Source organism: Streptomyces sp. NPDC006743 (assembly GCF_040703815.1).
GTDB lineage: Bacteria > Actinomycetota > Actinomycetes > Streptomycetales > Streptomycetaceae > Streptomyces.
The window spans coordinates 171,025-196,582 of the sequence record NZ_JBEYJA010000009.1 but is presented as its reverse complement, the minus strand read 5'-3'; the positions used below and the strand labels follow the sequence as shown (position 1 = coordinate 196,582).

The 25,558-nt window shown below is 71.4% G+C and carries 23 protein-coding genes and 1 riboswitch; of the genes, 9 read left to right on the top strand and 14 right to left on the bottom strand.

The window, feature by feature from the left end:
• The first annotated feature begins 22 nt into the window (after nucleotides 1-22).
• A complete protein-coding gene (locus ABZ719_RS11165; protein ID WP_366724924.1) occupies nucleotides 23-295 on the top strand; it encodes a hypothetical protein in 273 nt (90 codons plus the stop codon).
• Here the strand turns inward: ABZ719_RS11165 and ABZ719_RS11160 are convergent.
• From ABZ719_RS11160 to ABZ719_RS11135, 6 genes are all read right to left on the bottom strand, one after another.
• On the bottom strand, nucleotides 208-1,221 hold the full coding sequence (locus ABZ719_RS11160; protein WP_366724923.1) for a ribonucleotide-diphosphate reductase subunit beta: 1,014 nt from the start codon (nucleotides 1,219-1,221) through the stop codon (nucleotides 208-210). The genes ABZ719_RS11165 and ABZ719_RS11160 overlap by 88 nt on opposite strands.
• On the bottom strand, nucleotides 1,221-3,593 hold the full coding sequence (locus tag ABZ719_RS11155) for a ribonucleoside-diphosphate reductase subunit alpha (protein ID WP_366724922.1): 2,373 nt from the start codon (nucleotides 3,591-3,593) through the stop codon (nucleotides 1,221-1,223). The genes ABZ719_RS11160 and ABZ719_RS11155 overlap by 1 nt, the downstream gene beginning before the upstream one ends.
• Before the next feature lie 121 nt (nucleotides 3,594-3,714).
• A riboswitch (cobalamin riboswitch) is annotated at nucleotides 3,715-3,895 on the bottom strand.
• A 119-nt stretch (nucleotides 3,896-4,014) separates the two neighbouring features.
• Entirely contained in the window at nucleotides 4,015-4,521 is a 507-nt protein-coding gene (locus ABZ719_RS11150; protein ID WP_366724921.1) for a GNAT family N-acetyltransferase, read from the bottom strand.
• 76 nt (nucleotides 4,522-4,597) lie between these two features.
• Nucleotides 4,598-6,226, bottom strand: coding sequence for a monocarboxylate uptake permease MctP (gene mctP, locus ABZ719_RS11145; RefSeq protein ID WP_366724920.1), 1,629 nt, complete (start codon nucleotides 6,224-6,226; stop codon nucleotides 4,598-4,600).
• Nucleotides 6,223-6,501, bottom strand: a complete 279-nt coding sequence (locus ABZ719_RS11140; protein WP_366724919.1) for a DUF3311 domain-containing protein — start codon at nucleotides 6,499-6,501, stop codon at nucleotides 6,223-6,225. The genes mctP and ABZ719_RS11140 overlap by 4 nt, the downstream gene beginning before the upstream one ends.
• Before the next feature lie 170 nt (nucleotides 6,502-6,671).
• Nucleotides 6,672-7,436 (bottom strand): GntR family transcriptional regulator, encoded by a 765-nt coding sequence (locus ABZ719_RS11135; RefSeq protein WP_366724918.1) that lies wholly within the window; start codon nucleotides 7,434-7,436, stop codon nucleotides 6,672-6,674.
• A 465-nt stretch (nucleotides 7,437-7,901) separates the two neighbouring features.
• Here ABZ719_RS11135 and ABZ719_RS11130 point away from each other — a divergent pair, with 465 nt between their 5' ends.
• From ABZ719_RS11130 to ABZ719_RS11115, 4 genes are all read left to right on the top strand, one after another.
• Nucleotides 7,902-9,185: an extracellular solute-binding protein gene (locus ABZ719_RS11130; protein WP_366724917.1), complete on the top strand. Its 1,284-nt coding sequence runs from the start codon at nucleotides 7,902-7,904 to the stop codon at nucleotides 9,183-9,185.
• Between the two features lie 141 nt (nucleotides 9,186-9,326).
• A complete protein-coding gene (locus tag ABZ719_RS11125; RefSeq protein WP_366724916.1) occupies nucleotides 9,327-10,313 on the top strand; it encodes a sugar ABC transporter permease in 987 nt (328 codons plus the stop codon).
• Nucleotides 10,310-11,176 carry a carbohydrate ABC transporter permease gene (locus tag ABZ719_RS11120; RefSeq protein WP_366724915.1) on the top strand — a complete coding sequence of 289 codons (867 nt, stop codon included), beginning with the start codon at nucleotides 10,310-10,312 and terminating at the stop codon, nucleotides 11,174-11,176. Before ABZ719_RS11125 ends, ABZ719_RS11120 begins: the two co-directional genes overlap by 4 nt.
• A gap of 9 nt (nucleotides 11,177-11,185) precedes the next feature.
• Nucleotides 11,186-12,724: a glycoside hydrolase family 3 protein gene (locus ABZ719_RS11115; RefSeq protein ID WP_366724914.1), complete on the top strand. Its 1,539-nt coding sequence runs from the start codon at nucleotides 11,186-11,188 to the stop codon at nucleotides 12,722-12,724.
• Between the two features lie 450 nt (nucleotides 12,725-13,174).
• Here the strand turns inward: ABZ719_RS11115 and nagB are convergent, their stop codons facing one another.
• Nucleotides 13,175-13,960: a glucosamine-6-phosphate deaminase gene (nagB, locus tag ABZ719_RS11110; RefSeq protein ID WP_366724913.1), complete on the bottom strand. Its 786-nt coding sequence runs from the start codon at nucleotides 13,958-13,960 to the stop codon at nucleotides 13,175-13,177.
• Between the two features lie 251 nt (nucleotides 13,961-14,211).
• The gene (locus ABZ719_RS11105) at nucleotides 14,212-15,012 is read right to left on the bottom strand and encodes an SDR family oxidoreductase (protein ID WP_366724912.1); all 801 of its coding nucleotides are present in this window, start codon (nucleotides 15,010-15,012) and stop codon (nucleotides 14,212-14,214) included.
• A 93-nt stretch (nucleotides 15,013-15,105) separates the two neighbouring features.
• On the opposite strand from ABZ719_RS11105, the gene ABZ719_RS11100 reads away from it, so the two are divergent.
• Both ABZ719_RS11100 and ABZ719_RS11095 read left to right on the top strand, forming a co-directional pair.
• A complete protein-coding gene (locus ABZ719_RS11100; RefSeq protein WP_366724911.1) occupies nucleotides 15,106-15,756 on the top strand; it encodes a TetR/AcrR family transcriptional regulator in 651 nt (216 codons plus the stop codon).
• 648 nt (nucleotides 15,757-16,404) lie between these two features.
• Nucleotides 16,405-17,871 carry a PAS domain-containing sensor histidine kinase gene (locus ABZ719_RS11095; protein ID WP_366724950.1) on the top strand — a complete coding sequence of 489 codons (1,467 nt, stop codon included), beginning with the start codon at nucleotides 16,405-16,407 and terminating at the stop codon, nucleotides 17,869-17,871.
• Between the two features lie 350 nt (nucleotides 17,872-18,221).
• On the opposite strand, the gene ABZ719_RS11090 is transcribed toward ABZ719_RS11095, so the two are convergent.
• Nucleotides 18,222-18,479: a WhiB family transcriptional regulator gene (locus ABZ719_RS11090; protein ID WP_016639615.1), complete on the bottom strand. Its 258-nt coding sequence runs from the start codon at nucleotides 18,477-18,479 to the stop codon at nucleotides 18,222-18,224.
• 317 nt (nucleotides 18,480-18,796) lie between these two features.
• Nucleotides 18,797-19,765: a diacylglycerol kinase family protein gene (locus ABZ719_RS11085; protein WP_366724910.1), complete on the bottom strand. Its 969-nt coding sequence runs from the start codon at nucleotides 19,763-19,765 to the stop codon at nucleotides 18,797-18,799.
• 135 nt (nucleotides 19,766-19,900) lie between these two features.
• Between ABZ719_RS11085 and ABZ719_RS11080 the strand changes: the two genes are divergently transcribed.
• Nucleotides 19,901-20,356 (top strand): hypothetical protein, encoded by a 456-nt coding sequence (locus tag ABZ719_RS11080; protein ID WP_366724909.1) that lies wholly within the window; start codon nucleotides 19,901-19,903, stop codon nucleotides 20,354-20,356.
• A 253-nt stretch (nucleotides 20,357-20,609) separates the two neighbouring features.
• Here the strand turns inward: ABZ719_RS11080 and ABZ719_RS11075 are convergent, their stop codons facing one another.
• The 3 genes from ABZ719_RS11075 to ABZ719_RS11065 form a co-directional block, all read right to left on the bottom strand.
• A complete protein-coding gene (locus ABZ719_RS11075) occupies nucleotides 20,610-21,812 on the bottom strand; it encodes a SigB/SigF/SigG family RNA polymerase sigma factor (RefSeq protein ID WP_366724908.1) in 1,203 nt (400 codons plus the stop codon).
• Nucleotides 21,813-21,829: 17 nt separating this feature from the next.
• Nucleotides 21,830-22,246 carry an anti-sigma regulatory factor gene (locus tag ABZ719_RS11070; RefSeq protein WP_009190566.1) on the bottom strand — a complete coding sequence of 139 codons (417 nt, stop codon included), beginning with the start codon at nucleotides 22,244-22,246 and terminating at the stop codon, nucleotides 21,830-21,832.
• A gap of 258 nt (nucleotides 22,247-22,504) precedes the next feature.
• On the bottom strand, nucleotides 22,505-22,765 hold the full coding sequence (locus tag ABZ719_RS11065) for a UBP-type zinc finger domain-containing protein (protein ID WP_366724907.1): 261 nt from the start codon (nucleotides 22,763-22,765) through the stop codon (nucleotides 22,505-22,507).
• 79 nt (nucleotides 22,766-22,844) lie between these two features.
• Between ABZ719_RS11065 and ABZ719_RS11060 the strand changes: the two genes are divergently transcribed.
• Nucleotides 22,845-24,437, top strand: coding sequence for a Na+/H+ antiporter (locus ABZ719_RS11060; RefSeq protein WP_366724906.1), 1,593 nt, complete (start codon nucleotides 22,845-22,847; stop codon nucleotides 24,435-24,437).
• Between the two features lie 90 nt (nucleotides 24,438-24,527).
• Here the strand turns inward: ABZ719_RS11060 and ABZ719_RS11055 are convergent, their stop codons facing one another.
• Nucleotides 24,528-25,448 carry a pyridoxal-phosphate dependent enzyme gene (locus tag ABZ719_RS11055; protein WP_366724905.1) on the bottom strand — a complete coding sequence of 307 codons (921 nt, stop codon included), beginning with the start codon at nucleotides 25,446-25,448 and terminating at the stop codon, nucleotides 24,528-24,530.
• Nucleotides 25,449-25,558: the final 110 nt, after the last annotated feature.

Here is a 25,558-nt window from a genome sequence, read left to right as displayed (position 1 = left end):
GTCCGGCGCGACAGTGGTGTACATGAACGCAAACCAGACAGAAGCCCTGATCGGATTGCTCTTCACCTTCGGACTCCTGGTCCTGATGGCCCTGCCCTCGGTGCTCGGCATCGTGCGCGACAAGCGCGTCGACCGCAGCATCCGCGAGGCACAGAAGGCACACCAGGAACAGGAGTACCGCGAGGCTCAGCAGGCGAAGGAGCGGACTCAGAAGTCCTCGTCCAGGTCGACGGTGCCCTCCACCGCCACCTGGTACGCCGACGGACGCCGCTCGAAGAAGTTGGTCAGCTCCTGAACGCCCTGCAGCTCCATGAAGGAGAAGGGGTTCTCGGAGCCGTACACCGCAGCGAAGCCCAGGCGGGTCAGCCGCTGGTCGGCCACGCACTGGAGGTACTGCCGCATCGAGTCGGTGTTCATGCCCGGGAGGCCGTCGCCGCACAGGTCGCGCGCGAACTGCAGCTCGGCCTCGACGGCCTCCCGCAGCATGTCGGTGACCTGCTGCTCCAGCCCGTCGTCGAAGAGGTCCGGCTCCTCCTTGCGGACGGTGTCCACCACGTCGAAGGCGAACGACATGTGCATCGTCTCGTCCCGGAACACCCAGTTGGTGCCCGTCGCCAGGCCGTGCAGCAGGCCCCGGCTGCGGAACCAGTAGACGTAGGCGAAGGCGCCGTAGAAGAACAGGCCCTCGATGCAGGCGGCGAAGCAGATGAGGTTGAGCAGGAAGCGCCGGCGGTCCGCCTTCGTCTCCAGCCGGTCCAGCTTCTCCACCGAGTCCATCCACTTGAAGCAGAACCCGGCCTTCTCCCGGATGGACGGGATGTTCTCCACGGCCGCGAAGGCCGCCGCCCGGTCCTCCGGGTCGGGCAGGTAGGTGTCGAGCAGCGTCAGGTAGAACTGGACGTGCACGGCCTCCTCGAACAGCTGCCTGCTCAGGTACAGGCGCGCCTCGGGTGAGTTGATGTGCTTGTAGAGCGTGAGCACCAGGTTGTTGGCGACGATCGAGTCACCGGTCGCGAAGAACGCGACCAGACGGCCGATGAGGTGCTGCTCGGCCGGGGTGAGCTTGGCGAGGTCGGCGACGTCGGAGTGGAGGTCGACCTCCTCCACGTGCCAGGTGTTCTTGATGGCGTCCCGGTAGCGCTCGTAGAAGTCCGGGTAGCGCATGGGGCGCAGGGTCAGTTCGAAGCCCGGGTCGAGCAGGTTCTTCGGGTGGTCGTTCATCACTGGCAGGCCTCGCAGGACTCGGGGTTCTCAAGGGAGCAGGCGACCGCGTCGGAGTCGGCCGGCTGCTGGACGGGGACGGTGGCGGGGGTCTGCGCGCGGGCCGCGCGGGCGATCCGGGTCGCCGGGCGCGAACGCAGGTAGTACGTCGTCTTCAGGCCCTGCTTCCAGGCATAGGCGTACATCGAGGAGAGCTTGCCGATGGTGGGCGTCTCCAGGAACAGGTTCAGCGACTGGGCCTGGTCCAGGAACGGCGTGCGGGCGGCGGCCATGTCGATCAGGCCGCGCTGCGGGATCTCCCACGCCGTGCGGTACAGCCGCCGTACGTCCTCGGGGATCCACGCGAGGTCCTGCACCGAGCCGTTCGCCTCGCGCAGCGCCTCCCGGGTGCGGGCGTCCCACACGCCGAGCGTCTTGAGGTCGCGCACCAGGTAGGAGTTGACCTGGAGGAACTCACCCGAGAGCGTCTCGCGCTTGAACAGGTTGGAGACCTGCGGCTCGATGCACTCGTAGACGCCCGCGATGGAGGCGATGGTGGCGGTCGGCGCGATGGCCAGCAGCAGCGAGTTGCGCATGCCGACGGCGGCGATCCGCTCGCGCAGCGCCGCCCAGCGCTCGGGCCAGGCCGGCTCCACGTCGTAGTGGTCGGGGTGCAGCACACCGCGGGCGGCGCGGGTCTTCTCCCAGGCGGGCAGCGGGGCGTTCCGTTCGGCGAGGTCGGCGGAGGCCTCGTAGGCGGCCAGCATGATCCGCTCGGCGATCCGGGTGGACAGCGCCTTCGCCTCGGGCGAGTCGAAGGGCAGCCGCAGCCGGAAGAAGACGTCCTGCAGCCCCATCACGCCCAGACCGACCGGCCGCCAGCGGGCGTTGGAACGGCCCGCCTGCTCGGTCGGGTAGAAGTTGATGTCGACCACACGGTCCAGGAACGTGACGGCGGTGCGGACCGTCTCGTCCAGCCGCTCCCAGTCGAGGTCCCCGCGCTCCGGGTCGGCGAAGGCGCCGAGGTTGACCGAGCCGAGGTTGCAGACCGCCGTCTCGCCGTCGTCGGTGACCTCCAGGATCTCCGTGCAGAGGTTCGAGGAGTGGATGACGTGGCCCGGTTCGGCAGTCTGGTTGGAGGTCCGGTTGGCGGCGTCCTTGAAGGTCATCCAGCCGTTGCCGGTCTGCGCGAGGGTGCGCATCATCCGGCCGTACAGCTCACGGGCGGGCAGGGTCTTCTTCGCGAGCCCGGCGGCCTCGGCCGCGCGGTAGGCCGCGTCGAACTCCGGGCCCCACAGGTCCACCAGCTCCGGCACGTCGGCCGGGGAGAACAGCGACCACGTCCCGTCGGCCTCGACGCGGCGCATGAACTCGTCCGGTACCCAGTGCGCCAGGTTCAGGTTGTGGGTGCGGCGCGCGTCCTCGCCGGTGTTGTCGCGCAGCTCCAGGAACTCCTCGATGTCGGAGTGCCAGGTCTCCAGGTAGACGGCGGCCGCGCCCTTGCGCCGGCCGCCCTGGTTCACGGCGGCCACCGAGGCGTCCAGGGTCTTCAGGAACGGCACGATGCCGTTGGAGTGCCCGTTGGTGCCGCGGATCAGCGAACCGCGCGAGCGGACGCGGGAGTAGGCGATGCCGATGCCGCCGGCGTGCTTGGAGAGCCGCGCCACCTGGTGGTAGCGGTCGTAGATGCTGTCCAGCTCGTCCTTGGGGGAGTCGAGCAGGTAGCAGGAGGACATCTGGGGGTGGCGGGTGCCGGAGTTGAAGAGCGTGGGGGAGGAGGGGAGGTAGTCGAGGCGGCTCATGAGCCCGTAGAGCGCGGCGACCTCGTCGGCGGCCCGGGGGCTGTCGTCCTGGGCGAGACCGGCGGCCACCCGCAGCATGAAGTGCTGGGGCGTCTCGATCACCTTGCGGGTGATCGGGTGCCGCAGCAGGTAGCGGCTGTAGAGGGTGCGCAGCCCGAAGTAGCCGAAGCGGTCGTCGGCGGCCGGGTCGGCCAGCGCGTCCAGGCGCGCGGCGTGGAGGCGGACGAACGCGGCGGTCCGGTCGGCGATCAGCCCCTCCCGGTGGCCCACGGCCACCGACTCGGTGAAGGCCGTGACGCCCTGCGAGGCGGCCTCGGCGCGGAGGGAGAGCGTCAGCAGGCGGGCGGCCAGCCGCGAGTAGGCGGGGTCCTCCGAGATGAGTCCGGCCGCCGCCTCGGTGGCCAGCTCCCGCAGCTCCGCCTCGTCCGCGTGGGCCGAACGGCCGCGCAGCGCGGCGGCGGCGACCCGGCCGGGGTCGGCGTCGGGGAGGTCGGCGGTCAGCTCGGTCAGGGTCCGCAGCAGCGCGGTACCGGGACCGTCGTTCTCCGAATTGCCTTCGGCTGAGACCGGATCGGCGGGCGCGATGGTCACGTGTGGCTCTCCCTCGCTCGGCACGGGGCCTCACCGAGGGCAGGGGGCAGCACACGAGCGCACGCGGCGCCGCGTCCACCGGCCCATTCCGCGAGGCCCGGACGTCAGGCACCCGGACCGGACGGCCGGGTGCACTGTCGGCAGGTCCTCGGACTGACGCCCGTACACGGCCTCGAGGGCATGTGTGTACGGGTACACCGTTGCGGGACAGTTCCGGATTCGCACCGGATTCCCCTGCGACGACAGCGAGCATGAGCATACATCTTGTGCCGGGTGAGGGAACCACCCCCATATGTTGTGCCGCGCCGATCGCGGAAGATGTCAGCGGCCGTCAGCGACTGTCACGGCCGTCAGTGGCTGCCCGACGGCTGTCGGCGGGCCTCCACGGGTCTCGGCGGCTGCCGGCGGGTCCCGGCGGGTGTCAGAGGGCCAACGCGTAGGTGAGCAGCGAGATGTCGTCCAGCTCCGGCAGCGGGTTCCAGTCCCGCTGCGGGGTGCGGACGAAGCCCAGGCGCTCGTAGAGGCGGTGGGCGGCGTGCATGGTGGGCTGGGTGGACAGCACCACGCGCACGCATCCCTCGGTGGCCCGCGCCCGCTCCAGGCAGGCCCGTACCAGGGCCTCGCCCGCGCCCCGGCCGCGCGCGGCGCGGGCGACCGCCAGCATGCGTATCTCGGCCTCGCCGGGACCGGCGATGTCCGCCATGGCGCCGCCCGACGGCACGAAGGCGACCCCGCCGGCCACCGCGTCGTCCGCGACAGCCACCAGCACCTCGGCTGCGGCCGCCCGCCCGGCCACGTCACGCAGCGCGCCCAGGTACGGATCGTCCTGTCCGAAGTCCAGCAGTCCGTCCTGGAGATAGGCCTGGGCGGTGATCTCACCGAGGATGCCGTACTCGCCGGGCGCGGCCGGCCTGATCACGAGGTCCATGGAGCCGAGTGTGCCGCACGGGTACGGCGACGGGCCGCCGGTTTTCCCGGCGGCCCGTCGGTGTGGGTGCGGCGGCTCAGTGCGCGCTGCCCGCCGTGGCCGGCGGCAGTTCGACCGCGACGCCGGGGTCGCCCGCGTCGGCGGTGTAGTCCTGCGGGCTGGTCTCGTCGACGCCGTCGGGGGCCTTGAGCGCCTTGAGGACGAAGGTCAGGACGACGGCGACGATCACGTTCAGGGCGAACGCCGTCATGCCGATGTAGCCGATCTCGCCGATGCCCGGGATCTCCTTGGCCGAGCCGCCGAAGTGCTTCTGCGTCGGGGAGGCGACCCCGTAGGCCGCGACCGTGCCGTAGACCATGCCCACGGCCCAGCCGGCCAGCAGCGCCCAGCGGTGGAACCAGCGGGTGAACAGACCGCCCACCAGGGCCGGGAAGGTCTGCAGGATCCAGATCCCGCCCAGCAGCTGGAAGTTGATCGCCACGGTCTTGTCCATGGTCAGGACGAAGACCAGCGCGCCCACCTTCACCAGCAGGGACACCAGCTTGGAGACCTTGGTCTCCTGCGCGGCCGTCGCGTCCGGCCTGATGAAGTCCTTGTAGATGTTGCGGGTGAACAGGTTCGCCGCCGCGATCGACATGATCGCCGCCGGGACCAGTGCCCCGATGCCGATCGCCGCGAAGGCGATGCCGGTGAACCAGTCGGGGAACATGTCCTCGAACAGCTGCGGGATGGCGAGCTGCCCGTTCTGGACCTTCACGCCCGCCGCGATGGCCATGAAGCCCAGCAGTGCCAGCAGACCCAGCATCAGCGAGTACAGCGGCAGGATCGTGGTGTTGCGGCGGATCACCTCACGGCTCCTGGAGGAGAGCGTCGCGGTGATCGAGTGCGGGTACATGAACAGCGCGAGCGCGGAGCCCAGGGCGAGGGTGGCGTAGGTCCACTGGCTCGCCTCGCCCGGCACCACCGCGCCGCGCGGTTTGCCGGTGGCCGGGTTCGTCTGGCCGAACGCGTCGGCGGCCTTGGCGAAGATGTCGTCGAAGCCGCCCAGCTTGATCGGGATGTAGATGATCGCGACCGCGATGACGATGTAGATGAGCGCGTCCTTCACGAACGCGATCAGCGCCGGGGCGCGCAGACCCGAGGAGTACGTGTACGCCGCCAGGACACCGAAGGCGATCAGCAGCGGCAGGTCCTTCACGAACCAGTTGGTGTTCTCGCCGCCGCCCACGCCCATCACGTCGAGCACCGCCTGGATGCCGACGAGCTGGAGCGCGATGTACGGCATGGTGGCGAGGATGCCGGTGAGCGCCACCGCCAGCGACAGGCCCTTGGAGCCGAACCGGCCGCGCACGAAGTCCGACGTGGTCACGTACCCGTGCTTGTGCGAGACCGACCACAGCCGCGGCAGGAAGGTGAAGATCAGCGGGTACACCAGGATCGTGTACGGCACCGCGAAGAACCCGGCCGCGCCGGTCGCGTAGATCGCCGCGGGCACGGCGACGAAGGTGTACGCCGTGTACAGGTCGCCGCCGAGCAGGAACCAGGTGATCCAGGTGCCGAACGACCGGCCGCCCAGGCCCCACTCGTCGAGGCTGTGCTCGTTCTCCGCCCGGCGCCAGCGCGCGGCCAGGAACCCCATGACGGTGACCAGCAGGAAGAAGAAGATGAAGACGCCGAGCGCGACGCCGTTGACGCCGTCCTTCACCGGGTCGCACCGCCCTTCGCGGAGGCGGTGCCGGCCGTGCGGCGACCGCGCTGGTCGTGCTGCCACAGCCGGTAGGCGATCACCGTGAGGACCGTGGAGATGACCACCCACAGCATCTGGTACCAGTAGAAGAACGGGATGCCGATGAACGTGGGGCCGACCTTGGCGTACGAACCGACCCACAGCATCGCCACGAACGGCGCGACGAGGCAGAGGCCGATGACGACCCGCAGGGGTGTCACCACCCCTTTGCCCACTCCTGGCTCATCTGACATGTGCGGCTCCGTCCCCTCGCTGGTCAGCCGTGCGATTGCGCAGGCAATCTAGGTCACGGTGACAGGTAACGGAACCCCTTGTCCGCATACCGGTTCCGCATACGGCCGCGCGGGCCGTGCCGGGGGGCCGGCCGCAGGGGCAGCGCGGGGCCGGTGAGGGGGCCGCGCCGTCAGTCCATCGGCCGCTTGAGCCGCGCCACGAACTTGTAGCGGTCGCCGCGGTACACCGAGCGCACCCACTCCACGGGCTGGCCCGTGCGGTCCTGGGAGTGCCGGGAGAGCAGCAGCATCGGCAGGCCCACGTCGGTGCCGAGCAGGCCGGCCTCGCGCGGGGTGGCCAGCGAGGTCTCGATGGTCTCCTCGGCCTCGGCGAGGTGGACGTCGTAGACCTCGGCGAGGGCGGTGTACAGGGAGGTGTACTTCACCAGGCTGCGGCGCAGCGCGGGGAAGCGCTTGGCCGACAGGTGGGTGGTCTCGATGGCCATGGGCTCGCCGTTGGCCATGCGCAGCCGCTCGATACGCAGGACGCGCCCGCCGGTGGTGATGTCGAGCAGGTCGGCGAGCCGGTCGTCGGCGGTGATGTAGCCGATGTCCAGCAGCTGGGAGGTCGGCTCCAGGCCCTGGGCGCGCATGTCCTCGGTGTAGGAGGTCAGTTGCAGCGCCTGGGAGACCTTCGGCTTGGCGACGAAGGTGCCCTTGCCCTGGATGCGTTCGAGCCGGCCCTCGACGACCAGTTCCTGCAGCGCCTGGCGCACGGTCGTGCGCGAGGTGTCGAACTCGGCCGCGAGCGTCCGCTCGGGCGGCACGGGGGTCCCGGGCGTCTGCGTCTGGGTCATGTCGAGCAGGTGCTTCTTCAGGCGGTAGTACTTGGGCACGCGCGCGGTACGGACGGTCGCCCCACCCTCGTTCTCCGCACTGCTGACGTCGGTGCTCATGCTCCGCCTTCCCGGCTCCGGTGCCGAAGCGGCCGACGTCCCGTCGGCCACGGCTCACATCGTGGCACGGCTTCTTGTGCGGGGTGCTCTCCCGCACGCTCCGTGATCTCCTCTGTATACCGCCGTGACCCCTGCTGGTCTAGTCCATCGTCCGTCCTTGGGACGGGTGGTCCACACGAACAGGCGTCCGGCCAGGGGGAAATGACGGCCGGTGGTCCAGTGGAGCGGGGACGTCCGTTTGACCGCTTGAGCAATGAAAGGTCCCTGCATATCGCGGTCCCATAACGGAGCAGTTGAGCGGGTCGGCGCACCCTTGACAGCCCTATTGGTCTGGGCCAAGCTCCCCCTACTGGTCTACACCATTGGTCCAGGTCCCAGCCCCATGGGCGGTATGCGCTGACGCTTCCACTGTCGCTCAACCGCGGGGAGGCAGGGGGGTTTGTGGCATCCCTTGAGGAGGGTGGCGTGAAGCGCAAGCTGGTTGCTGCGATCGGTATCGCGGGCATGATGGTCTCCATCGCGGCGTGTGGCGGCAGTGACGACAAGGACGGGGGCTCGAAGGGGGCCGACGCCAAGGAGCTGACCGTCTGGCTCACCGTCGACGCGCAGAACAACTGGCCGGACCTGGTCAAGGCGGCCGACGACGCGGTCGCCAAGAAGCACCCGGGCCTGAAGGTCAAGCACGAGTACTACGGCTGGCCGGACAAGAACACCAAGCTCGACGCGGTGCTCGCCACCGACAAGGCCCCCGACGTGGTCGAGATGGGCAACACCGAGATGCTCGGCTACATGGTCAAGGGCGCCTTCGCCCCCCTGGACGCGTCGAAGTTCGACAACTCCTCCGGCTGGCTGGACGGCCTCAAGGCCTCGGTGACCTACGAGGACAAGACCTACGGCGTCCCCTACTACGCCGGCGGCCGCGTGGCCAACTGGCGCAAGGACGTCTTCGCCCAGGCCGGTGTGAAGACCACCCCGAAGACGTACCAGGAACTGCTCTCCGACCTGGACAAGGTGCAGACGAAGCAGGGCGACAAGTTCAGCGCCTGGTACCAGCCCAGCCGTGACTGGTACGCCGCCATGTCCTTCGTCTACGACGCCGGCGGCTCCATCGCCAAGGAGGAGGGCGGCCAGTGGAAGGCCAACCTGTCCTCCCCCGAGTCCCTCAAGGGCCTGAACGACTACAAGGCCGTCCTCGACAAGTACATGCACGGTGACAAGACCAAGGACGAGGCCGACCGGCCGATCGTCTACGGCCAGGGCAAGTCCGGCATGATCTTCGCCGCCGCCTGGGAGGGCGCGACCGCCGCCGACCCGAAGAACGACAAGGTCGGCAAGCTCGCGGACAAGGTCGAGAACTTCGTGATGCCCGGTCCGTCCGGCAAGAACATGCCGGTCTTCCTGGGCGGTTCGGACCTCGCCGTGCCGGTCAAGTCCAAGGCGCAGGCGCTCGCCGCCGAGTGGATCAACGCCTTCACCGGCTCGGGCGGCCAGAAGGGCCTGATCGCCAAGGGCAACCTGCCCAACAACAAGACCGACCTCGCGACGCTGAAGAGCGACCCGAAGACCGCGGTCCCGGCCACCGCCGCCGAGTCCAGCTGGTTCGTCCCGATGGCGCCGGGCTGGGGCCAGGTCGAGAAGGCCCAGGTGCTGCAGACCATGCTGCAGAGCATCGGCACCGGCAAGAAGTCGGTCGAGGCCGCGGCCAAGGACGCGGACGCCGCGATCGACAAGGTCATCAACACCAAGTGACCCGGCCGCAGGGCCCCGCCGCGCGCGGGGCCCTGCTCCTGGCACGGCCGCCGGCCGGGGCCCGGCCCCCGCGCGGCCGCGCACGGCTTTGGCCTGCTTCGCCTTCGTACCACCTGATGAGGGACCGCTGAGGAGCGCGCGATGAGTGCCGCAGACACGACCACCCCTGCCAAGGTGCCGCCGCCGCGGCAGGCGCCGCCGCCCGCCGCGGTGAACCGGCCACGCAGAAACCGGACGTCCGGCGGCGCGGCGACACCCTGGCTGCTCCTCGCGCCCTGCCTGCTGGTCCTCGCCCTGGTCATGGCCTATCCGCTGGTCCGCCTGGTCACCCTGTCCTTCCAGAAGTTCGGGCAGCCCCAGCTGTGGGGCTTCCAGGGCGCCGAGTGGGTCGGGTTCGACAACTTCAGCAAGGTGCTGAGCGACGGCGACTTCTGGGCCGTCGTCGTGCGCACCATCGTCTTCGCCGTCGGTTGCGTGGTCCTCACCATGGTCATCGGCATGGCGCTGGCCCTGCTCCAGCAGCGGGTCTCCGGCTGGGTGAAGACACTGATCAACATCGTGCTGGTGGCGAGCTGGGGCATGCCCGTCATCGTCGCCACCACCGTCTTCAAGTGGATCTTCGACGCCGACTACGGCATCCTCAACGCGCTGGTCAGCAAGTTGCCCGGGGTCGACATGATCGGCCACAACTGGTTCGCCAGCGGCCCCCAGGGCCTCGCGGTGATCATGCTCCTCGTGGTGTGGGGGGCCGTGCCCTTCGTCGTCATCACGCTCAGCGCGGGCCTCACCCAGGTGCCCAAGGAGATGGAGGAGGCCGCCCGGCTGGACGGCGCCGGCGCGTGGGGCGTCTTCCGTTACGTCACGCTGCCCATCCTCAAGCCGATCATCGTGATGCTCACGACCCTGTCGGTCATCTGGGACATGGGCGTCTTCCCGCAGGTGTTCGTCATGCGCGGCGGCCACCCCGAGGCGGAGTTCCAGATCCTCAACACCTACTCCTACGACCGCGCCTTCGTGGTCAACGACTACGCGCAGGGCTCGGCGATCGCCCTGATCACCGTGTTGCTGCTGCTGGGCGTGGTCGCCGTGTACATGCGCCAGATGCTGAAGATCGGAGAGGTCGAATGAGCACCCTGAGCGGCACGACCACCGCCACCCCTCCGGTCCGCCGCCGCCGGTCGCCGAAGCTCGGCTGGAACCTGCTCGGCCTGCTGGTCTTCCTCGTCCTGGGCTTCCCCCTCTACTGGATGCTCAACACGGCGTTCAAGCCGGCCAAGGACGCCATCGACCCGGACCCGAGCCTGCTGCCGACCGGCCTCACCTTCGACAACTTCAGACGCGCCCTGGACATCGCGGACTTCTGGGGCCCCGTCGGGCGCAGCCTCGTCGTCTCGCTGGTCGTGGTGGTCGTCGGCATGATCGTCGGCACCCTGGCCGCGCTCGCCATCTCCCGGTTCGCCTTCCGCGGCCGCAAGATCGTGATCGTCGGCATCCTGGCGGTGCAGATGGTGCCGCTGGTCGCGATGATCATCCCGATCTTCCTGCTCCTCAACGACCTGGGGCAGTACGACAAGCTGACCGGCCTCATCATCACGTACCTGACCTTCATCCTCCCCTTCACGGTGTGGACGCTGCGCGGCTTCATCGTCAACATCCCCAAGGAGCTGGAGGAGGCCGCCATGGTCGACGGATGCACCCGCACCGGCGCCTTCGTCCGGGTCGTCTTCCCGCTGCTCGCCCCCGGCATGGTCGCCACCTCCGTCTACGGCTTCATCCAGGCCTGGAACGAGTACCTCTACGCCCTGATGCTGATGAGCCAGGAGCACGAGACCGCTACCGTCTGGCTCGGCAACTTCACCACCAAGCACGGCACCGAATACGCCCCGATGATGGCCGGAGCCACCATGATGGCCGTACCGATCGTCGTTCTGTTCCTCCTCGTACAGCGCAAGATGGCCGCGGGCCTGACCGCGGGCGCCGTGAAGGGATAACGCCACCCGATGACGACATTCGCCAGCGGCACCACCGCGTCCGGCTCGCACAACGACGCACTCGCCCGGGACGCGCTGACCGTCCTCCAGCCCGGCTTCACGGGGACCACGGCCCCCGACTGGCTGCTGCGCCACCTCGGCGAAGGACTGGCCTCGGTCGCCCTGTTCGGCCGCAACGTCGCCACGGCCGGGCAGCTGAGCGCCCTCACCGCCCAGCTCCGCGCCGAACGCGAGGACGTCCTGGTCGCCATCGACGAGGAGGGCGGCGACGTCACGCGCCTGGAGGTGCGCACCGGCTCCAGCTTCCCGGGCAACCACGCGCTGGGCGCGGTGGACGACGTGGAGCTGACCGAGCACGTCGCCCGGGAGCTGGGCCGGCGGCTCGCCGAGTGCGGCGCCAACTTCAACTGGGCGCCCTCGGCCGACGTCAACTCCAACCCCGGCAACCCGGTCATCGGCGTCCGCTCCTTCGGCGCCGCCCCGGACCTGGTCGCCCGGCACACCGCCGCCTACGTCACCGGACTGCAGGCGGCGGGCGTCGCCGCCTGCACCAAGCACTTTCCCGGGCACGGCGACACCGCGGTCGACTCCCACCACGCGCTGCCGCGCATCGACGTGGACACCGACGTGCTCCACGAACGCGACCTGGCACCGTTCCGCGCGGCGATCGCCGCCGGCACCAAGGCCGTGATGAGCGCGCACATCCTCGTACCGGCCCTGGAGCCGGAACTTCCGGCAACGTTGTCCCGGCGCGTCCTGACCGACCTCCTGCGCGGCGAACTCGGCTACGACGGCCTGATCGTCACCGACGCCGTGGAGATGAAGGCCATCGCCGACACCTACGGCATCGAGCGGGGCAGCGTCCTCGCCGTCGCCGCCGGTGCCGACGCGATCTGCGTGGGCGGCGGCCTCGCGGACGAGGAGACCGTACGCCGGCTGCGCGACGCCCTGGTCGCCGCGGTCCGCTCCGGGGACCTGCCCGAGGAGCGGCTCGCGGACGCCGCCGAACGGGTCCGCGCCCTGGCCCGCTGGACCGCCTCCGCGGCGGCCGCCGCGGCGCGGACCCCCGCCGACCCGGAGGTCGGACTGCGGGCGGCCCGCCGCGCCCTGCGGGTCACCGTCGCTGAAACGTTCACCCCCCTCACCCGGCCGCCCTATGTCGCCGCCCTCGCCCCCGTCGCCAACATCGCCGTCGGCACCGAGACCCCCTGGGGCGTGGCGGCGGAACTCGGCCGCCTCCTGCCCGGCACGGAGACCGGCAGCTTCAGCGGTCCGGACGCCGGGCAGGCGGCCCTGGAGGCGGCGGCCGGCCGCAGGGTGGTGGCGGTCGTCCGCGACGAACACCGTCACCCCTGGATGGCGGCGGCCCTCGACACCCTGATCGCGGCGCGCCCCGACACCGTCGTGGTCGAGATGGGCGTCCCCCAGGCTCCCTCCAGGGGCTCCCTCCACATCGCCACCCACGGCGCGGCCCGCGTATGCGGCCGGGCAGCGGCGGAGGTCATCGCGGGGGAGGCCGTCGCGACGGAGGTCATCGCGGGGGAGTGAGCGGCGCAGGACGGTGGTTCCTGCGGCGCGCGCTCTGCGGGGGCGCCTCGATCCGCACACCGGCGCCCCGCCTGTGACGGGGGCCCCTCCGCCCGGCAGCACCCTGCCGGGCGGAGCCCGTTCATCCCCGGCCCCGGAGGGCGCCCGGCTGGGGATCTGACCCGTTCATGGACGCCGGCGGGCGCGGGCCGGGAGGCGGCACGGGCCGGCCGGGGGCCGCCTGCGGGCGAGGGGGCCCTGGGCTCCGGGGTTCGGTTGTCCGCCGTGGCCGTGGGGAGGTCCGCGCACGGCGCCCCGGTGATCGGGCGTCACCGCCGACGGCTCGGCCGCCGACGGGAGGCACGGGGCCCGAGGCGGGCTCGGCCGGGCCTCGGGGGGCGTACGGCGAAGGCACCGGTCGCGCCCTCCAGCGCACCGGCGCCTTCGCCTGCCGCGCGGGCGCGGCGGGCCCTAGATGCCCTGCCACTCCGGCTTGTGGGCGTAGGTGTGGCGGAAGTAGTCGGCGAGCTTCAGCTTGGAGGCGGCGGCCTCGTCGACGACGACGGTGGCGTGCGGGTGGAGCTGCAGCGCCGAGGCCGGGCAGACCGCCGCTACCGGTCCCTCGACGGTTGCGGCGACCGCGTCCGCCTTGCCCTCACCCGTCGCCAGCAGCACCAGGTGCCGGGCCTCCAGGATCGTTCCGATGCCCTGGGTGATGACGTGGTGCGGGACCTGGTCGACGTCGCCGTCGAAGAAGCGCGCGTTGTCCACGCGCGTCTGCTCGGTCAGCGTCTTGATGCGCGTCCGCGAGGCGAGCGACGAGCACGGCTCGTTGAACCCGATGTGCCCGTCGGTGCCGATGCCGAGCAGCTGGAGATCCACACCCCCCGCCTCGGCCAGCGCCTTGTCGTACGCCTCGCAGGCCGCCTGCACGTCCTCGGCGGTTCCGTCGGGTCCCAGGAACGCCTCCATATCGATCCCCAGCGGCTCCAGCACCTCCCGGCGCAGCACGGAGCGGTAGGACTCCGGGTGATCGGCGGGCAGCCCCACGTACTCGTCGAGCTGAGCGATCCGCGCCCGGGAGGTGTCAGTGGCGCCGGAACGCACCTTGGCCGCCAGCGCTTCGTAGATGGGCAGCGGAGTGGAACCCGTGGCAACGCCGAGCAGGGCGTCGGGCTTCCGCCGCAGCAACTGCGCCATGGCCTCGGCGATGAGCTCGCCGCCCGCCCTGGCATCCGGAACGATGACAACTTCCACGCTGGGCCTGCCGATCTGAGGAGAGCCGAGAAGGGGACCGGACCCGGAAAGGAGGGGTCGTGTGGTTTAGACCAATCTAGCAGAATCGGGTTCCCAGGACCCGTCCCGCGCAACCCCCGGCCCTCGGCTTCAGGGCCTCGCCACCCGGCCGTCACCTCCCCGCCGCTGCCGCCTTTCCACCCGTCACTTCCCGGCCCCCGTCCGCCCCGGCGACCCCCCCTGCCCTCACGTGTCCCGGCGCCTGCCCGCGCCTACATCAGCGAACCCCCCGTCGCGTCCACCCAGCTCCCCGTCACCCACCGTCCCCCGTCCGAGGCGAGGAACGCCACCACGTCCGCCACGTCGGCGGGTGTGCCCACGCGCCCGAGCGCGGACATCGCCGCCCCCCGCTCCCAGCCGCCCGGTGTCCGGTGCAGCAGTCCGGCCGTGTTGTCGGTGTCGATGAGGCCCGGCCCCACCGAGTTGACCGTGATGCCGCGCGGACCCAGCAGCTTCGACAGGTCCCGGCTGAACACGTCGAGCGCGGCCTTCGTCATCGAGTAGGCCACCTTGTCCGGCATGACGGCGTCGCGAGCGAGGCCGGTGGAGATGTTGACGATCCTGCCGCCGTCGCGCAGGCGGCCCAGGCCGTGCTGGACGATGAAGAACGGTGCCTTGGTGTTCACCGCGAAGACCCGGTCGTACTGCTCCTCGTCGATCTCTTCCAGCGGCGGTGACGTGCCGATCCCGGCGTTGTTCACCAGGATGTCCACACCGTCCGCGTGCCGGTCGAACTCCGCCCAGAGCGCCTCGGCGTCGCCGGGCCGCCCCAGCTCGACGCCGATGGCGAAGGCCGAGCCGCCCGCCGCCCGGATCGCGGCGACCGTGTCCTGCGCCGCCGCCTCGTTGCTCCCGTAGTGCACGGCGACGCGCGCGCCGTCCCGTGCCAGCCGCTCGGCGACGCCTCGCCCGATACCCCTGCTCGCCCCGGTGACCAGCGCGGTCCTCCCCGCGAGCGAGCCCGCGGCCCCGTCCGTCCCCCCGGTGGCGCCCGAGCGCTCGTCCGTCCCCATGGCAAGCCCCTCCGAATTTCCCTAGCGGTCGCTACAGAAAGACCGTACCGCACGCGGCTGTCATTTCTCTAGTGTCCGCTATAAAATCACCCCATGGTGGTGAAGCAGGCGACAGAAGAGCAGGTCAGCGCCGGTGCGGCAGGCGTGCCGGGCGCCCGGCGCCGTGGCCGGCCCCGCTCGTTCGACCGGACGACCGCACTGGAGAAGGCCGTTCTGGCCTTCTGGGAGCACGGGTACGAAGGCACCTCCGTCTCGGACCTCACCCGAGCCATGGGCATCGGCGCTCCCAGCCTTTACGCGGCCTTCGGCGACAAGCAGGCGCTCTTCGCCGAGGTGGTCCGCGACTACGGCGAGCGGTACGGGTCCTTCGGCGCCCGCGCCCTGACGGAGGAGCCCACGGCCCGCGCCGCCGTCGAACGGATCCTGCGCGAGGCGGCGGCCGAGTACACCGCCCCGGGCCGTCCGCACGGCTGCCTGGTCATCCACGCGGCCACCAACTGCACGACGCCCGAGGTCGAACAGTCCCTGCGGGCGCGGCGCAACGAGAACATCGCGGCCTTCGAGAGCCGCATCAAGGCGGACGTGGCCGCCGGCACGCTGCCCGCGGACACCGACACCGGCGCGCTCGCCCGGTACGTCGGCGCGCTGGTCCAGGGGATGTCCCAGCAGGCCCGCGACGGTGCGAGCCGCGAGGAACTGGAGGCGGTGGCGGAAATTGCCATGACCATCTGGCCCCGTGGCTGAGCCGGGCGGGCTAGGCTGCTCCGTGACGAACGCCCGGCGTCCGGCCCCTGACGGCCGACGGCCGGTCCGGCACGTCCGGTCGGCCGGGCAGTCCCGGTCGGTCACCGCCCAGCGGGCGCGGCCGGTGGGCTCGGCCGCCGGCCCCGGCCGGTCTCGAGCCGGTCGTTCGACGAAGAAGGCACAACGAAGTGCTTCCCGCTCATGGACAGGCGCAAGTGGTCTAGTCCAGAATCGAGAGGGATCCAGAACGAAGGCCTGTGCGCCGCGCACGCGCGTCACAGGCACACGAGGTGAACACGTGAACCTCCGTCCTCCCCGCACAGGAGGGCGGACCGAGGAACCGGTGCTCTCTGCCCTGACTGCCCCGGCTCCTCACCCTTCGGCCGACCGGGACCGCACACCCCACGGCCGATGTTGCTCCGGGCTGCGGTGCCGGGAGGGTTGAGGGTCCCTCTCAGGCGCCGCGGCCCGCGGGTGTCTCCGGGCCGGGCCGCACCCGGGCCCGGGGCCCGCATGCTTCGGGCAGTCGCAGGGCCTAGCCCCTCGCGGCGCCCCACCCCACCCGGCCCCCCCGCGGACCCGTCCCCCGTGCCCCCGCGTATTTCGAAACCGTACAAACGCCCGGGTACGCTCGCAGACGTGCCCTCCATGAACGAACTCGTACGCCAGCACACCGCCCTCGACGACTCCGATCTCGAATGGCTCCACCTGCTGGTCTCGGAGTGGCAGCTGCTCTCCGACCTCTCCTTCGCCGACCTGGTGCTGTGGGTACCCACGCTGGACGGCACCCGTTACGTCTCCGTCGCCCAGATGCGGCCCAACACCGGCCCGACGTCCTACCAGGACGACATGATCGGCCACCTCGTCCCGCGCGGCCGCCGCCCGATGCTCGACGCCGCGCTCGACGAGGGGCGGATCGTCCGCGAGGGAGACCCGGAGTGGCGCGAGGAGGTACCGGTCCGGGTCGAGTCCATCCCGGTACGGCGCCAGGGACGCGTCCTCGGTGTCATCGCGCGCAACACCAACCTCCTCACCGTCCGCACCCCGAGCCGGCTGGAGCTGACGTACCTGCAGAGCGCCTCCGACCTGGCGCAGATGATCGCGGCCGGCTCCTTCCCCTTCCCCGACCAGCAGGTCGACATGGACGCCTCGCCGCGCGTCGGGGACGGCCTGATCCGGCTGGACGCCGACGGCGTGGTCACCTACGCCTCGCCGAACGCGCTGTCCGCCTACCACCGGCTCGGTCTGGCCGCCGACCTCGTCGGCCATCATCTCGGCGAGGCCACGGCCGAACTCGCCCCGTCCCGCGCCCCGGTGGACGAGGCACTGGTGAAGCTGGCGAGCGGCTGGGCGCCGCGCGAGTTCGAGATCGAGGCGCACGACGGGGTGATCCAGTTCCGGGCCATCCCGCTCAAACCCAAGGGGACCCGCATCGGTTCACTGGTCCTGCTCCGCGACGTCACCGAACTGCGCCGCCGTGAGCGTGAGTTGATCACCAAGGACGCGACCATCCGGGAGATCCACCACCGGGTCAAGAACAACCTCCAGACGGTGGCCGCGCTCCTGCGGCTCCAGGCCCGGCGCATCGACTCCGAACGCGGCCGAGAGGCACTGGAGGAGGCGGTTCGCCGGGTCGGCTCGATCGCCATCGTCCATGAGACGCTGTCTCAGAACCTGGACGAGCGGGTGGAGTTCGACGAGATCGCCGACCGGGTGCTGGCGATGGTCGCAGAGATCTCGCCGGGCAAGGTCGCCGGCCGGCGCAGCGGCCGGTTCGGGATCCTGGACGCCGAGGTCGCCACGCCGTTGTCGATGGTCCTGACCGAGGTCCTGCAGAACGCCCTGGAGCACGGCTTCCTGGAGGGCGACACCGGAACCGTCGAGGTGTCGGCGGTCCGCGGCGGCACCACGCGCGAGGGCCGTCTGCTCGTCACCGTGCAGGACGACGGAGTGGGGCTGCCCGAGGGCTTCGATCCGCACAGCTCGGGCAATCTCGGCCTGCAGATCGTACGGACCCTGGTGGAGGGCGAGTTGGGCGGCACCTTCGACATGGTCCCGGCGCCCGAGCGGGGCACGCGCGTGGTGCTCGACATCCCGGTGGGGACGCCCAAGTAGCCGGTGGCGGGGAGCCGTTCCGCACGGCGAACCGTTCCTCACGTCGAACCTTCTTCCCAGCGAACGGTTTCGCGGTGACCGTTCCTCACGAGGGTCGCCCCCCATCATCACCGCTCCCGCGGGATCCGCCCGCCCGGTCCGCCCCGCCCCCGTCGTCGGCACAGCAAAAAGCCCCGGACCTTGGCAGGTCCGGGGCCAGTCGCTCGTTGCTGCCCCATCGGAATGGGGGTACCCCGTGCTCGAAGAGCCTGGGGGAGCATCGGGGGTACTGCGCGCTGCGGCTCGGGGGCGGGGGATGCGTGCACGCTGCACGCGCCGCCAAGCTCAGGCTGTCAGCGGGGTGGCTGTGGTCAGGCGGAGGCCTGACGGGCCCGGTTGCGGGCGGCGCGGCGCTTCATCGCACGGCGCTCGTCCTCGCTGAGACCACCCCAGACGCCGGAGTCCTGGCCGGACTCGAGCGCCCACTGCAGGCACTGCTCCATAACCGGGCAGCGACGGCAGACGGCCTTGGCTTCCTCGATCTGCAGCAGCGCAGGACCGGTGTTGCCGATGGGGAAGAAGAGCTCGGGGTCTTCCTCGCGGCAAACGGCGTTGTGACGCCAGTCCATGGCTGCTACCTCTCCTTGGTATTACGTGCAAGTGCTTGTGAATGTGAACGCTTTCACGAATCCCTCAACAAGTGAAGGGCCGACCGTCAGGTTTCCCTGGCGTGGTCCTGTGGATTGAAGAGGGGTTCCGGCGATCTCCGGGGCCCGGTGTGGGGCCGTCCCGATCGCCATGTAGAGATTCGCAAACCTCGGCGGCGGATACAACCCCTTCCGGAAACTTTTTTTGGATTCCTCGGTGTCGACTAGGTCACAGCCGTACTTCCATGGGGTGGATCCTGGCCTAAACGTTCGAGTGAAAGGACTTTAGGCCCTTCCGCTCACACAATCACACGCAGTGCACGGCGTACGCCTGTGAACGTCACGCTCGTACGCAGCCCCAGGTGGTCACCGTCCATCTGGAGGGGGAGCGGCGCCTTCGAATGCAAGGTGAAGCTGCTCAGGTCGTGCAGCGACAGGGCGTGCCTGCCCTGCGGTCCGCGCTCCGGGGACGAAGTGAGCAACTGGGTGCCGTACCGGGCGACCGCGGCCGTGGACAGACGGCTGAGACCGAGCACGTCGAGGCCGGTGTCGAACGACGCCTTGGGGGACGTGTACATCGGGCGATTGCCCAGGTAGGTCCACGGCGAGGTGTTCGAGACTATCGCCACCACCAGGTCGGCGACCGGGTCCTCGCCCGGCTGCTCCAGGGTGATCGCGCCGTGCCGGCGGTTCGGCTCGCCGAAGAACTGGCGCAGCACCTGGCGCACGTACAGGGCGTGCGTGGACTTCTTGCCGCGCTCCCGCTGCTGCTCGACGCGGCCGACGACACCCGCGTCGAATCCGAGTCCGGCGTTGAAGGTGAACCAGCGTTCGGGGACCGCCGCGTCGTCGGTGCCCGGCGTCCCGGACGCGAGTCCCAGCCCGACCGTGCGCTCGCTTCCCTCGCGCAGGGCGTCCAGGATCGCGCCGGTCGCCTCGACCGCGTCGTTGGGCAGGCCCAGGGCGCGGGCGAAGACGTTGGTGGAGCCTCCCGGCACCACCGCGAGGAGGGGCAGGCGCTCGGGGTCGGGGCCCCGGTGCAGCAGGCCGTTCACCACCTCGTTGACCGTGCCGTCGCCGCCGAGGGCCACGACCAGGTCGACGTCGTCGCTGTCCGCCGCCTGCCGGCCCAGATCGCGGGCGTGGCCGCGGTACTGGGTGGTGACCGCGTCCAGTTTCATCTCACTGGCGAGGGCGTGGATCAGGACGTCGCGCGTACGTGCGCTTGTGGTGGTTGCCGCCGGATTGACCACGAGAAGTGCACGCATGGTCAGCAGCGTACCTACTGAGGAGTACTCGGCCCAGGCCGAGGTAGGGATCGGGTAAGAGGAGCGGGCGTGAGCCTGGACACGGCGGTCGGCTCCGCGAGGGCCGCTCCGCGGGGCTGAGGCTACCCTTCTGGGGTGAGCAGTGAGCAGAACTCCCGGACCGACTCCACGGACGCCTCCGGCCCGCGCCCAGGACGGCTGACCTCCGCGGCGGCGCTGTGCGCGCTGGAGGGGCTCGCACTGCTCGTCGGCGGCGTCTGGATGCTGGCCCTCGGCCTCACGGGCGACGGTGACCGGCAGCAGGCGGTCACCGGCGGGATCACCGTTCTCGTGCTGGCGCTGCTGCCGCTGCTGGCCGCCCGCGGGCTGCTGCGCCGGCGCGGCTGGAGCCGGGGGCCGGCGGTCATCACCCAGATCATGGCGCTGCCCGTCGCCTACAGCCTGCTGCAGGCCGACAGCGTGGCCGTCCCGGCGGGCATCGCGCTCGCGGCCGTGGCCGTGGCCTCGCTGGTCCTGCTCGTGCACCCGGCGACGAACCGCGCCCTCGGCATCAGGGGCCCGGGCCGCGCGCACGAGAGCGAACAGCGCTAGGGAAGCGGTTGGTGCCGCGGGCGGGGGGTGCCGCACGCGCATCAGCGGCGCTGCCGCGGGACGCCCGGCTCCCTGGCGCCGGGGCGCGCATCCGCGGCGCCCCCGCTGGAGGCCCGGCTCCCTCGCGCCCGGCTTCGCTCACGCGGCGGGCCGCCGTCGCGCGGAGGCTCCGCCCCGCCGTGCGCCGCACGCATCCCACGGGCCGCCCGGCGGACTGCGTCCCGCGCGGGCGCACCACCGCTCGCGCGCGGGGCTACTCCTCCACCAGCAGCTTCTCCCGCAGCTGGGCCAGGGTGCGGGCCAGCAGGCGGGAGACGTGCATCTGTGAGATGCCGACCTCCTGCGCGATCTGCGACTGCGTCATGTTGCCGAAGAAGCGCAGCAGCAGGATGCGCTTCTCGCGCGGTGGCAGGTCCTCCAGCAGCGGTTTCAGCGACTCGCGGTACTCGACGCCCTCCAGCGCCTCGTCCTCCGCGCCGAGGGTGTCCGCGACCGCCGGGGACTCGTCGTCGGTGTCGGGGACGTCCAGGGACAGCGTGGAGTAGGCGTTGGCCGACTCCAGGCCCTCCAGGACCTCCTCCTCCGAGATGGCGAGCTTCTCCGCCAGCTCGTGCACCGTGGGGGAGCGGCCGTGCAGCTGGGACAGCTCGGCCGTCGCCGTGGTGAGGGAGAGCCGCAGCTCCTGCAGCCGGCGCGGCACCCGCACGGCCCAGCCCTTGTCCCGGAAGTGCCGCTTGATCTCACCGACGACCGTCGGGGTCGCGTAGGTGGAGAACTCGACGCCGCGGTCGGGGTCGAACCGGTCGACCGACTTGATCAGCCCGATGGTGGCGACCTGGGTGAGGTCGTCCAGCGGCTCGCCCCGGTTGCGGAAACGGCGCGCGAGGTGCTCGACGAGCGGCAGGTGCATCCGGACCAGCTGGTTGCGCAGCTCCGCGTACTGCGGGCTGCCCTCCGGCAGCGCGCGCAGCTCCACGAACATCGCGCGGGCGCCACTGCGGTCATGAGGGTCGTGCCGCGTGCCGTGCACGCTCGGGGCGCCCTGCGCGGCGTCCTCGGAGTATCGCTCGTGCTCGCTCATCGTCCCGCCCGTCGCCCTTCCCCGAGCCCCTGCCCGCTCCTGAGCCCCCGGCTGCGGGGGCCGGACGGGGGGACCCCCGTGGCCGGCGGAGGCATCGCTCCGCGCTGGCGGAGGCGTGCCCTGCACGGCGTCGTCCCGCTCCCGCGGCCCCTCGCCGGCACGACCGGGCCGCGGGGTCTCGTCGTCCGGGTGCGGTCTGGCCTGCTCGGGGATGCCGTCGATGCCCTCGATGCCGCCCGCGGGCCGCGAAGGCCCCGCCGGCGCGCCCGGCCCGCCCCCGGAAGGACTTCCGGAAGGAGTCCCCGCCGCCTCGGCGCGGGGCGCGATGGCGCCCTCGGCCGGCAGCTCCCGTGTGCCGCGCTCTTCGTCCCGCACCGGCCCGTCCCCGTTCCTCACGCCGGCCCGGGTCCCGCGCCGCGCTGTTTGTAGAGGCTGATCGAAACGGTCTTGTCCTCGTCGACGGCGGAGGAGACCTTGCCCGCCAGGGCCGACAGGACGGTCCAGGCGAAGGTGTCCCGCGAGGGGGCGTGACCGTCGGTGGTCGGGGCCGAGACGGTGACCTCCAGGGAGTCGTCGACCAGCCGGAAGACACAGCTGAGCACCGAGCCGGGCACGGCCTGCTGGAGCAGGATCGCGCAGGCCTCGTCCACCGCGATGCGCAGGTCCTCGATCTCGTCGAGGGTGAAGTCCAAACGGGCCGCCAGGCCGGCCGTGGCCGTCCGCAGCACCGACAGGTAGGCACCCGCAGCCGGCAGCCGGACTTCCACGAAGTCCTGGTTCGCCGCGGGCTCGCCTGCGATCTGGGACACCCTCACCTCCAAGGTGGTACAAGCTCTACAAGCTCTCTCGGGCCGAGGGTCGCCCCCCGGGGCACACGATTCATGGTCCAGCGGTGACGCTACCGCGCGCTCGACATTCCTGTCCCCGGGACCCCAACCCCGTTCTGTCACTCATAGTAAACCTACGGACACGCTCCGTGGCTAGGGGTTGGGCGGATCCAAATGGGAGCGACACGCGCCGGGTTGACGTACCCACACGTCAGACGGTCGAACCGTCCGAAAGTCGGGTCACACCAGGACGTGGTCCACGAAGCACCAACGCCAGTCTTCCCCGGGTTCGAAGGTTCGCATCACCGGGTGGCCGGTCTCCTTGTGGTGCTTCGTGGCGTGCTGCCCGGGCGACGAGTCGCAGCATCCCACGTGGCCACAGGTCAGGCACAGCCGCAGCTGCACGGGGTGTGTACCGTCCCGCAGGCACTCCGGGCACGTCTCGCTGCGGGGACCGGGCTCCGGATGCGGCAGCGCGTCGGTGTGCGTGCACTGTTTCATGATTGCCAGATTACGACGTCCGCGCGGAAGACCGCGCGGGGCGATCCGGGCGGGACGAGACGATGGGTGGGCGAGGACGATGGACGTGATGCCGCTGCTGTTGCTGGTGGCGGGCAGCGCCGTGGTGGCCGGGGCCGCCCGGCGCACCCCGGTACCGGCACCGCTGCTGCTGGTCGCCGCCGGGCTGGCCGTCTCCTACGTCCCCGGGGTGCCGGACTACACCCTCGACCCCGAGGTGGTCCTGCCGCTGCTGCTGCCCCCGCTGCTGTACACGTCCGCCGCGGACAGCTCCTACCTGGACCTGCGCGCGCAACTGCGGCCCGTGGCGCTGCTCTCGGTCGGGTACGCGCTGTTCGCGACCTTCGTGGTGGGCTGGGCCGCGTACCTGATCGTTCCGGGGCTGCCGCTGACCGCGGCCCTGGTGCTCGGCGCCGTGGTGGCCCCGCCGGACGCGGTCGCGGCCACGGCGGTGGCCCGCCGCGTCGGGCTCCCCTCGCGCATCACCACGATCCTTCAGGGGGAGTCCCTGCTCAACGACGCCACCGCGATCACCGCCTACAAGGTGGCCCTCGCCGCGGCCGTCGGCGAGGGCGCGACCTGGTCCGGGGGAGTGGAGGAGTTCCTCGTCGCCGCGGTCGGCGGTGTCGGCGTCGGACTCGTGCTGATGGCGCCGCTGCACTGGCTGCGCACCCACCTGAAGGAGGCGCTGCTGCAGAACACGCTCTCCCTGCTGATCCCGTTCGTCGCCTACGGCGTCGCCGAGCAGGTGCACGCCTCCGGGGTCCTCGCGGTCGTCACCGTCGCCCTCTACCTCGGTCACCGCGCGTGGGAGGTCGACTTCGCCACCCGTCTCCAGGAGGAGGCCGTGTGGAAGATGGTCGCGTTCGTGCTGGAGTCGGCGGTGTTCGCCCTCATCGGCCTCCAACTGCCGGTCGTCCTGCGGGGACTGGAGGAGTACGCCGGAGCGGCGGCGGCCTGGTACGCGATCGCCGTCTTCCTGGTGGTCGTGGCCACCCGGTTCGTGTGGGTGTACCCGGCGACGTTCCTGCCGAGGCTGCTGCGGCGGGTGCGGGAGCGGGAGGAGAACCCCACCTGGAGAGGTGCCATGGTCACCGCGTGGGCGGGCATGCGGGGCGTGGTGTCCCTGGCCATCGCCTTCTCGATCCCGCTCACGGTGCACGGCGGGGGGCCCTTCCCGCAGCGGAACCTCATCCTCTTCCTGACCTTCACCACGGTCATCGGGACGCTGGTCGTGCAGGGCCTGACCCTGCCCCCGCTGATCCGCCTGCTGAAGTTCCCCGGCCACGACACGCAGGCCGCCACGCTCGCCGAGGCGAACGCCCAGGCGCAGGCCTCCCGGGTGGCCGAACAGCGCCTGGAGGAACTGCTCACCGACGAGCGCAACGCCCTGCCGCCACCGCTGGCCGACCGGCTGCGCTCGGTCCTGGAACGCCGCCGCAACGCCGTGTGGGAACGCCTCGGCCAGACCAACCCGGTCACCGGCGAGTCGGTCGACGACACCTACCGCAGGCTGTCGCGGGACATGATCGGTGCCGAGCGCGCGGTCTTCGTGCGCCTGCGGGACGGCCGCTACATCGACGACGAGATGCTGCGCACGCTGCTGCGCAGGCTGGACCTGGAGGAGGCGGCCGCCTACCGGGAAGCCGCGTAGCCGCACGCGCACGGCCCTCGCGCCGCCGCCCGGCCCGCGGCCGGGCCCGGGGGACCCGGCTCGTCGAGCCGTGGCTCGGTGTGGACCCGGCTACGACGGGAACGGCCGGCCCGTCACGACGGCGGCGATCGTCGTCCCGCGCGCGAAGGCACCCTCCTCGGCCAGCGTGAGCAGCCCGTACAGCATCTTGGCGACGTACAGGCGCTCGACGGGCAGGCCGTGGCGCGCGCCGAAGTCCTCGGCGAAGGCGTCGAGCCGGGGGGTGGTGCGGGCGTAGCCGCCGAAGTGGAAGCGGTCGTCGAGGGACCACGTGCCGCGCCGGGCGCCGAAGGCCTCTTCCTGCAGGGCCCGCACCGAGGCCTCCAGGAAACCGCCCTTGAGCACCGGTATGCCGAGGGCGCGCCCGCCCTGTGGCAGCCCGGCGGCCAGGCCCGCGAGCGTGCCGCCGGTCCCGCAGGCGACGGCGACGACGTCGGCGCGGTCGCCCAGCTCCGCGCCGAGCGCCGTGCAGCCGTGCACGGCCAGGGAGTTGCTGCCGCCCTCGGGCACCACGAAGGCGTCCGCGGCCCCCACCGTGCGCAGGACGGTGGCCAGGGTGGCCGGTTCGGCCTTGCGCCGGTACGTCTGCCGGTCGACGAAGTGGAGACGCATCCCGTCGGCCGCACACCGGGCCAGGGAGGGGTTGAGGGGACGTTCGGCCAGCTCCTGGCCGCGGACCACACCCACCGTGGGCAGCCCCAAGAGGCGGCCCGCCGCCGCGGTGGCCCGCAGGTGGTTGGAGTAGGCGCCGCCGAAGGTGACGACGGTCCGTCCGGCGGCGGCCCGGAGGTTCGGGACGAGCTTGCGCCACTTGTTGCCGGTCAGCTCCGGATGGATCAGGTCGTCCCGCTTGAGCAGCAGGCGCAGCCCGCGCCGGCCGAACCGGTCGTCGCTCAGCTCCTGCAGGGGTGAGGGGAGCCTCGGTGCCGGCGCGGCGGCAGGGTCGGGGACGGGGACGGCGGAGCTGGTCATCCGTCCATTGTCCCCGGCACCGCCGCGCCCGCGCCGCCCTGCCCGCACCGCCGCGCCCGCGCCGCGGCGGACGACGGCGGGGCGGTGGTCATCCGGGGGCCAGCCCCACC

Bases quoted from the DNA above. Each gene is read 5' to 3' on its own strand.
- ABZ719_RS11165 (WP_366724924.1), top strand. From the start codon at position 23: ATGAACGCAAACCAGACAGAAGCCCTGATCGGATTGCTCTTCACCTTC.
- ABZ719_RS11160 (WP_366724923.1), bottom strand. From the start codon at position 1,221: ATGAACGACCACCCGAAGAACCTGCTCGACCCGGGCTTCGAACTGACC.
- ABZ719_RS11150 (WP_366724921.1), bottom strand. From the start codon at position 4,521: ATGGACCTCGTGATCAGGCCGGCCGCGCCCGGCGAGTACGGCATCCTC.
- ABZ719_RS11140 (WP_366724919.1), bottom strand. From the start codon at position 6,501: ATGTCAGATGAGCCAGGAGTGGGCAAAGGGGTGGTGACACCCCTGCGG.
- ABZ719_RS11135 (WP_366724918.1), bottom strand. From the start codon at position 7,436: ATGAGCACCGACGTCAGCAGTGCGGAGAACGAGGGTGGGGCGACCGTC.
- ABZ719_RS11125 (WP_366724916.1), top strand. From the start codon at position 9,327: ATGAGTGCCGCAGACACGACCACCCCTGCCAAGGTGCCGCCGCCGCGG.
- ABZ719_RS11120 (WP_366724915.1), top strand. From the start codon at position 10,310: ATGAGCACCCTGAGCGGCACGACCACCGCCACCCCTCCGGTCCGCCGC.
- ABZ719_RS11115 (WP_366724914.1), top strand. From the start codon at position 11,186: ATGACGACATTCGCCAGCGGCACCACCGCGTCCGGCTCGCACAACGAC.
- ABZ719_RS11105 (WP_366724912.1), bottom strand. From the start codon at position 15,012: ATGGGGACGGACGAGCGCTCGGGCGCCACCGGGGGGACGGACGGGGCC.
- ABZ719_RS11100 (WP_366724911.1), top strand. From the start codon at position 15,106: ATGGTGGTGAAGCAGGCGACAGAAGAGCAGGTCAGCGCCGGTGCGGCA.
- ABZ719_RS11095 (WP_366724950.1), top strand. From the start codon at position 16,405: ATGAACGAACTCGTACGCCAGCACACCGCCCTCGACGACTCCGATCTC.
- ABZ719_RS11090 (WP_016639615.1), bottom strand. From the start codon at position 18,479: ATGGACTGGCGTCACAACGCCGTTTGCCGCGAGGAAGACCCCGAGCTC.
- ABZ719_RS11085 (WP_366724910.1), bottom strand. From the start codon at position 19,765: ATGCGTGCACTTCTCGTGGTCAATCCGGCGGCAACCACCACAAGCGCA.
- ABZ719_RS11065 (WP_366724907.1), bottom strand. From the start codon at position 22,765: ATGAAACAGTGCACGCACACCGACGCGCTGCCGCATCCGGAGCCCGGT.
- ABZ719_RS11060 (WP_366724906.1), top strand. From the start codon at position 22,845: ATGGACGTGATGCCGCTGCTGTTGCTGGTGGCGGGCAGCGCCGTGGTG.
- ABZ719_RS11055 (WP_366724905.1), bottom strand. From the start codon at position 25,448: ATGACCAGCTCCGCCGTCCCCGTCCCCGACCCTGCCGCCGCGCCGGCA.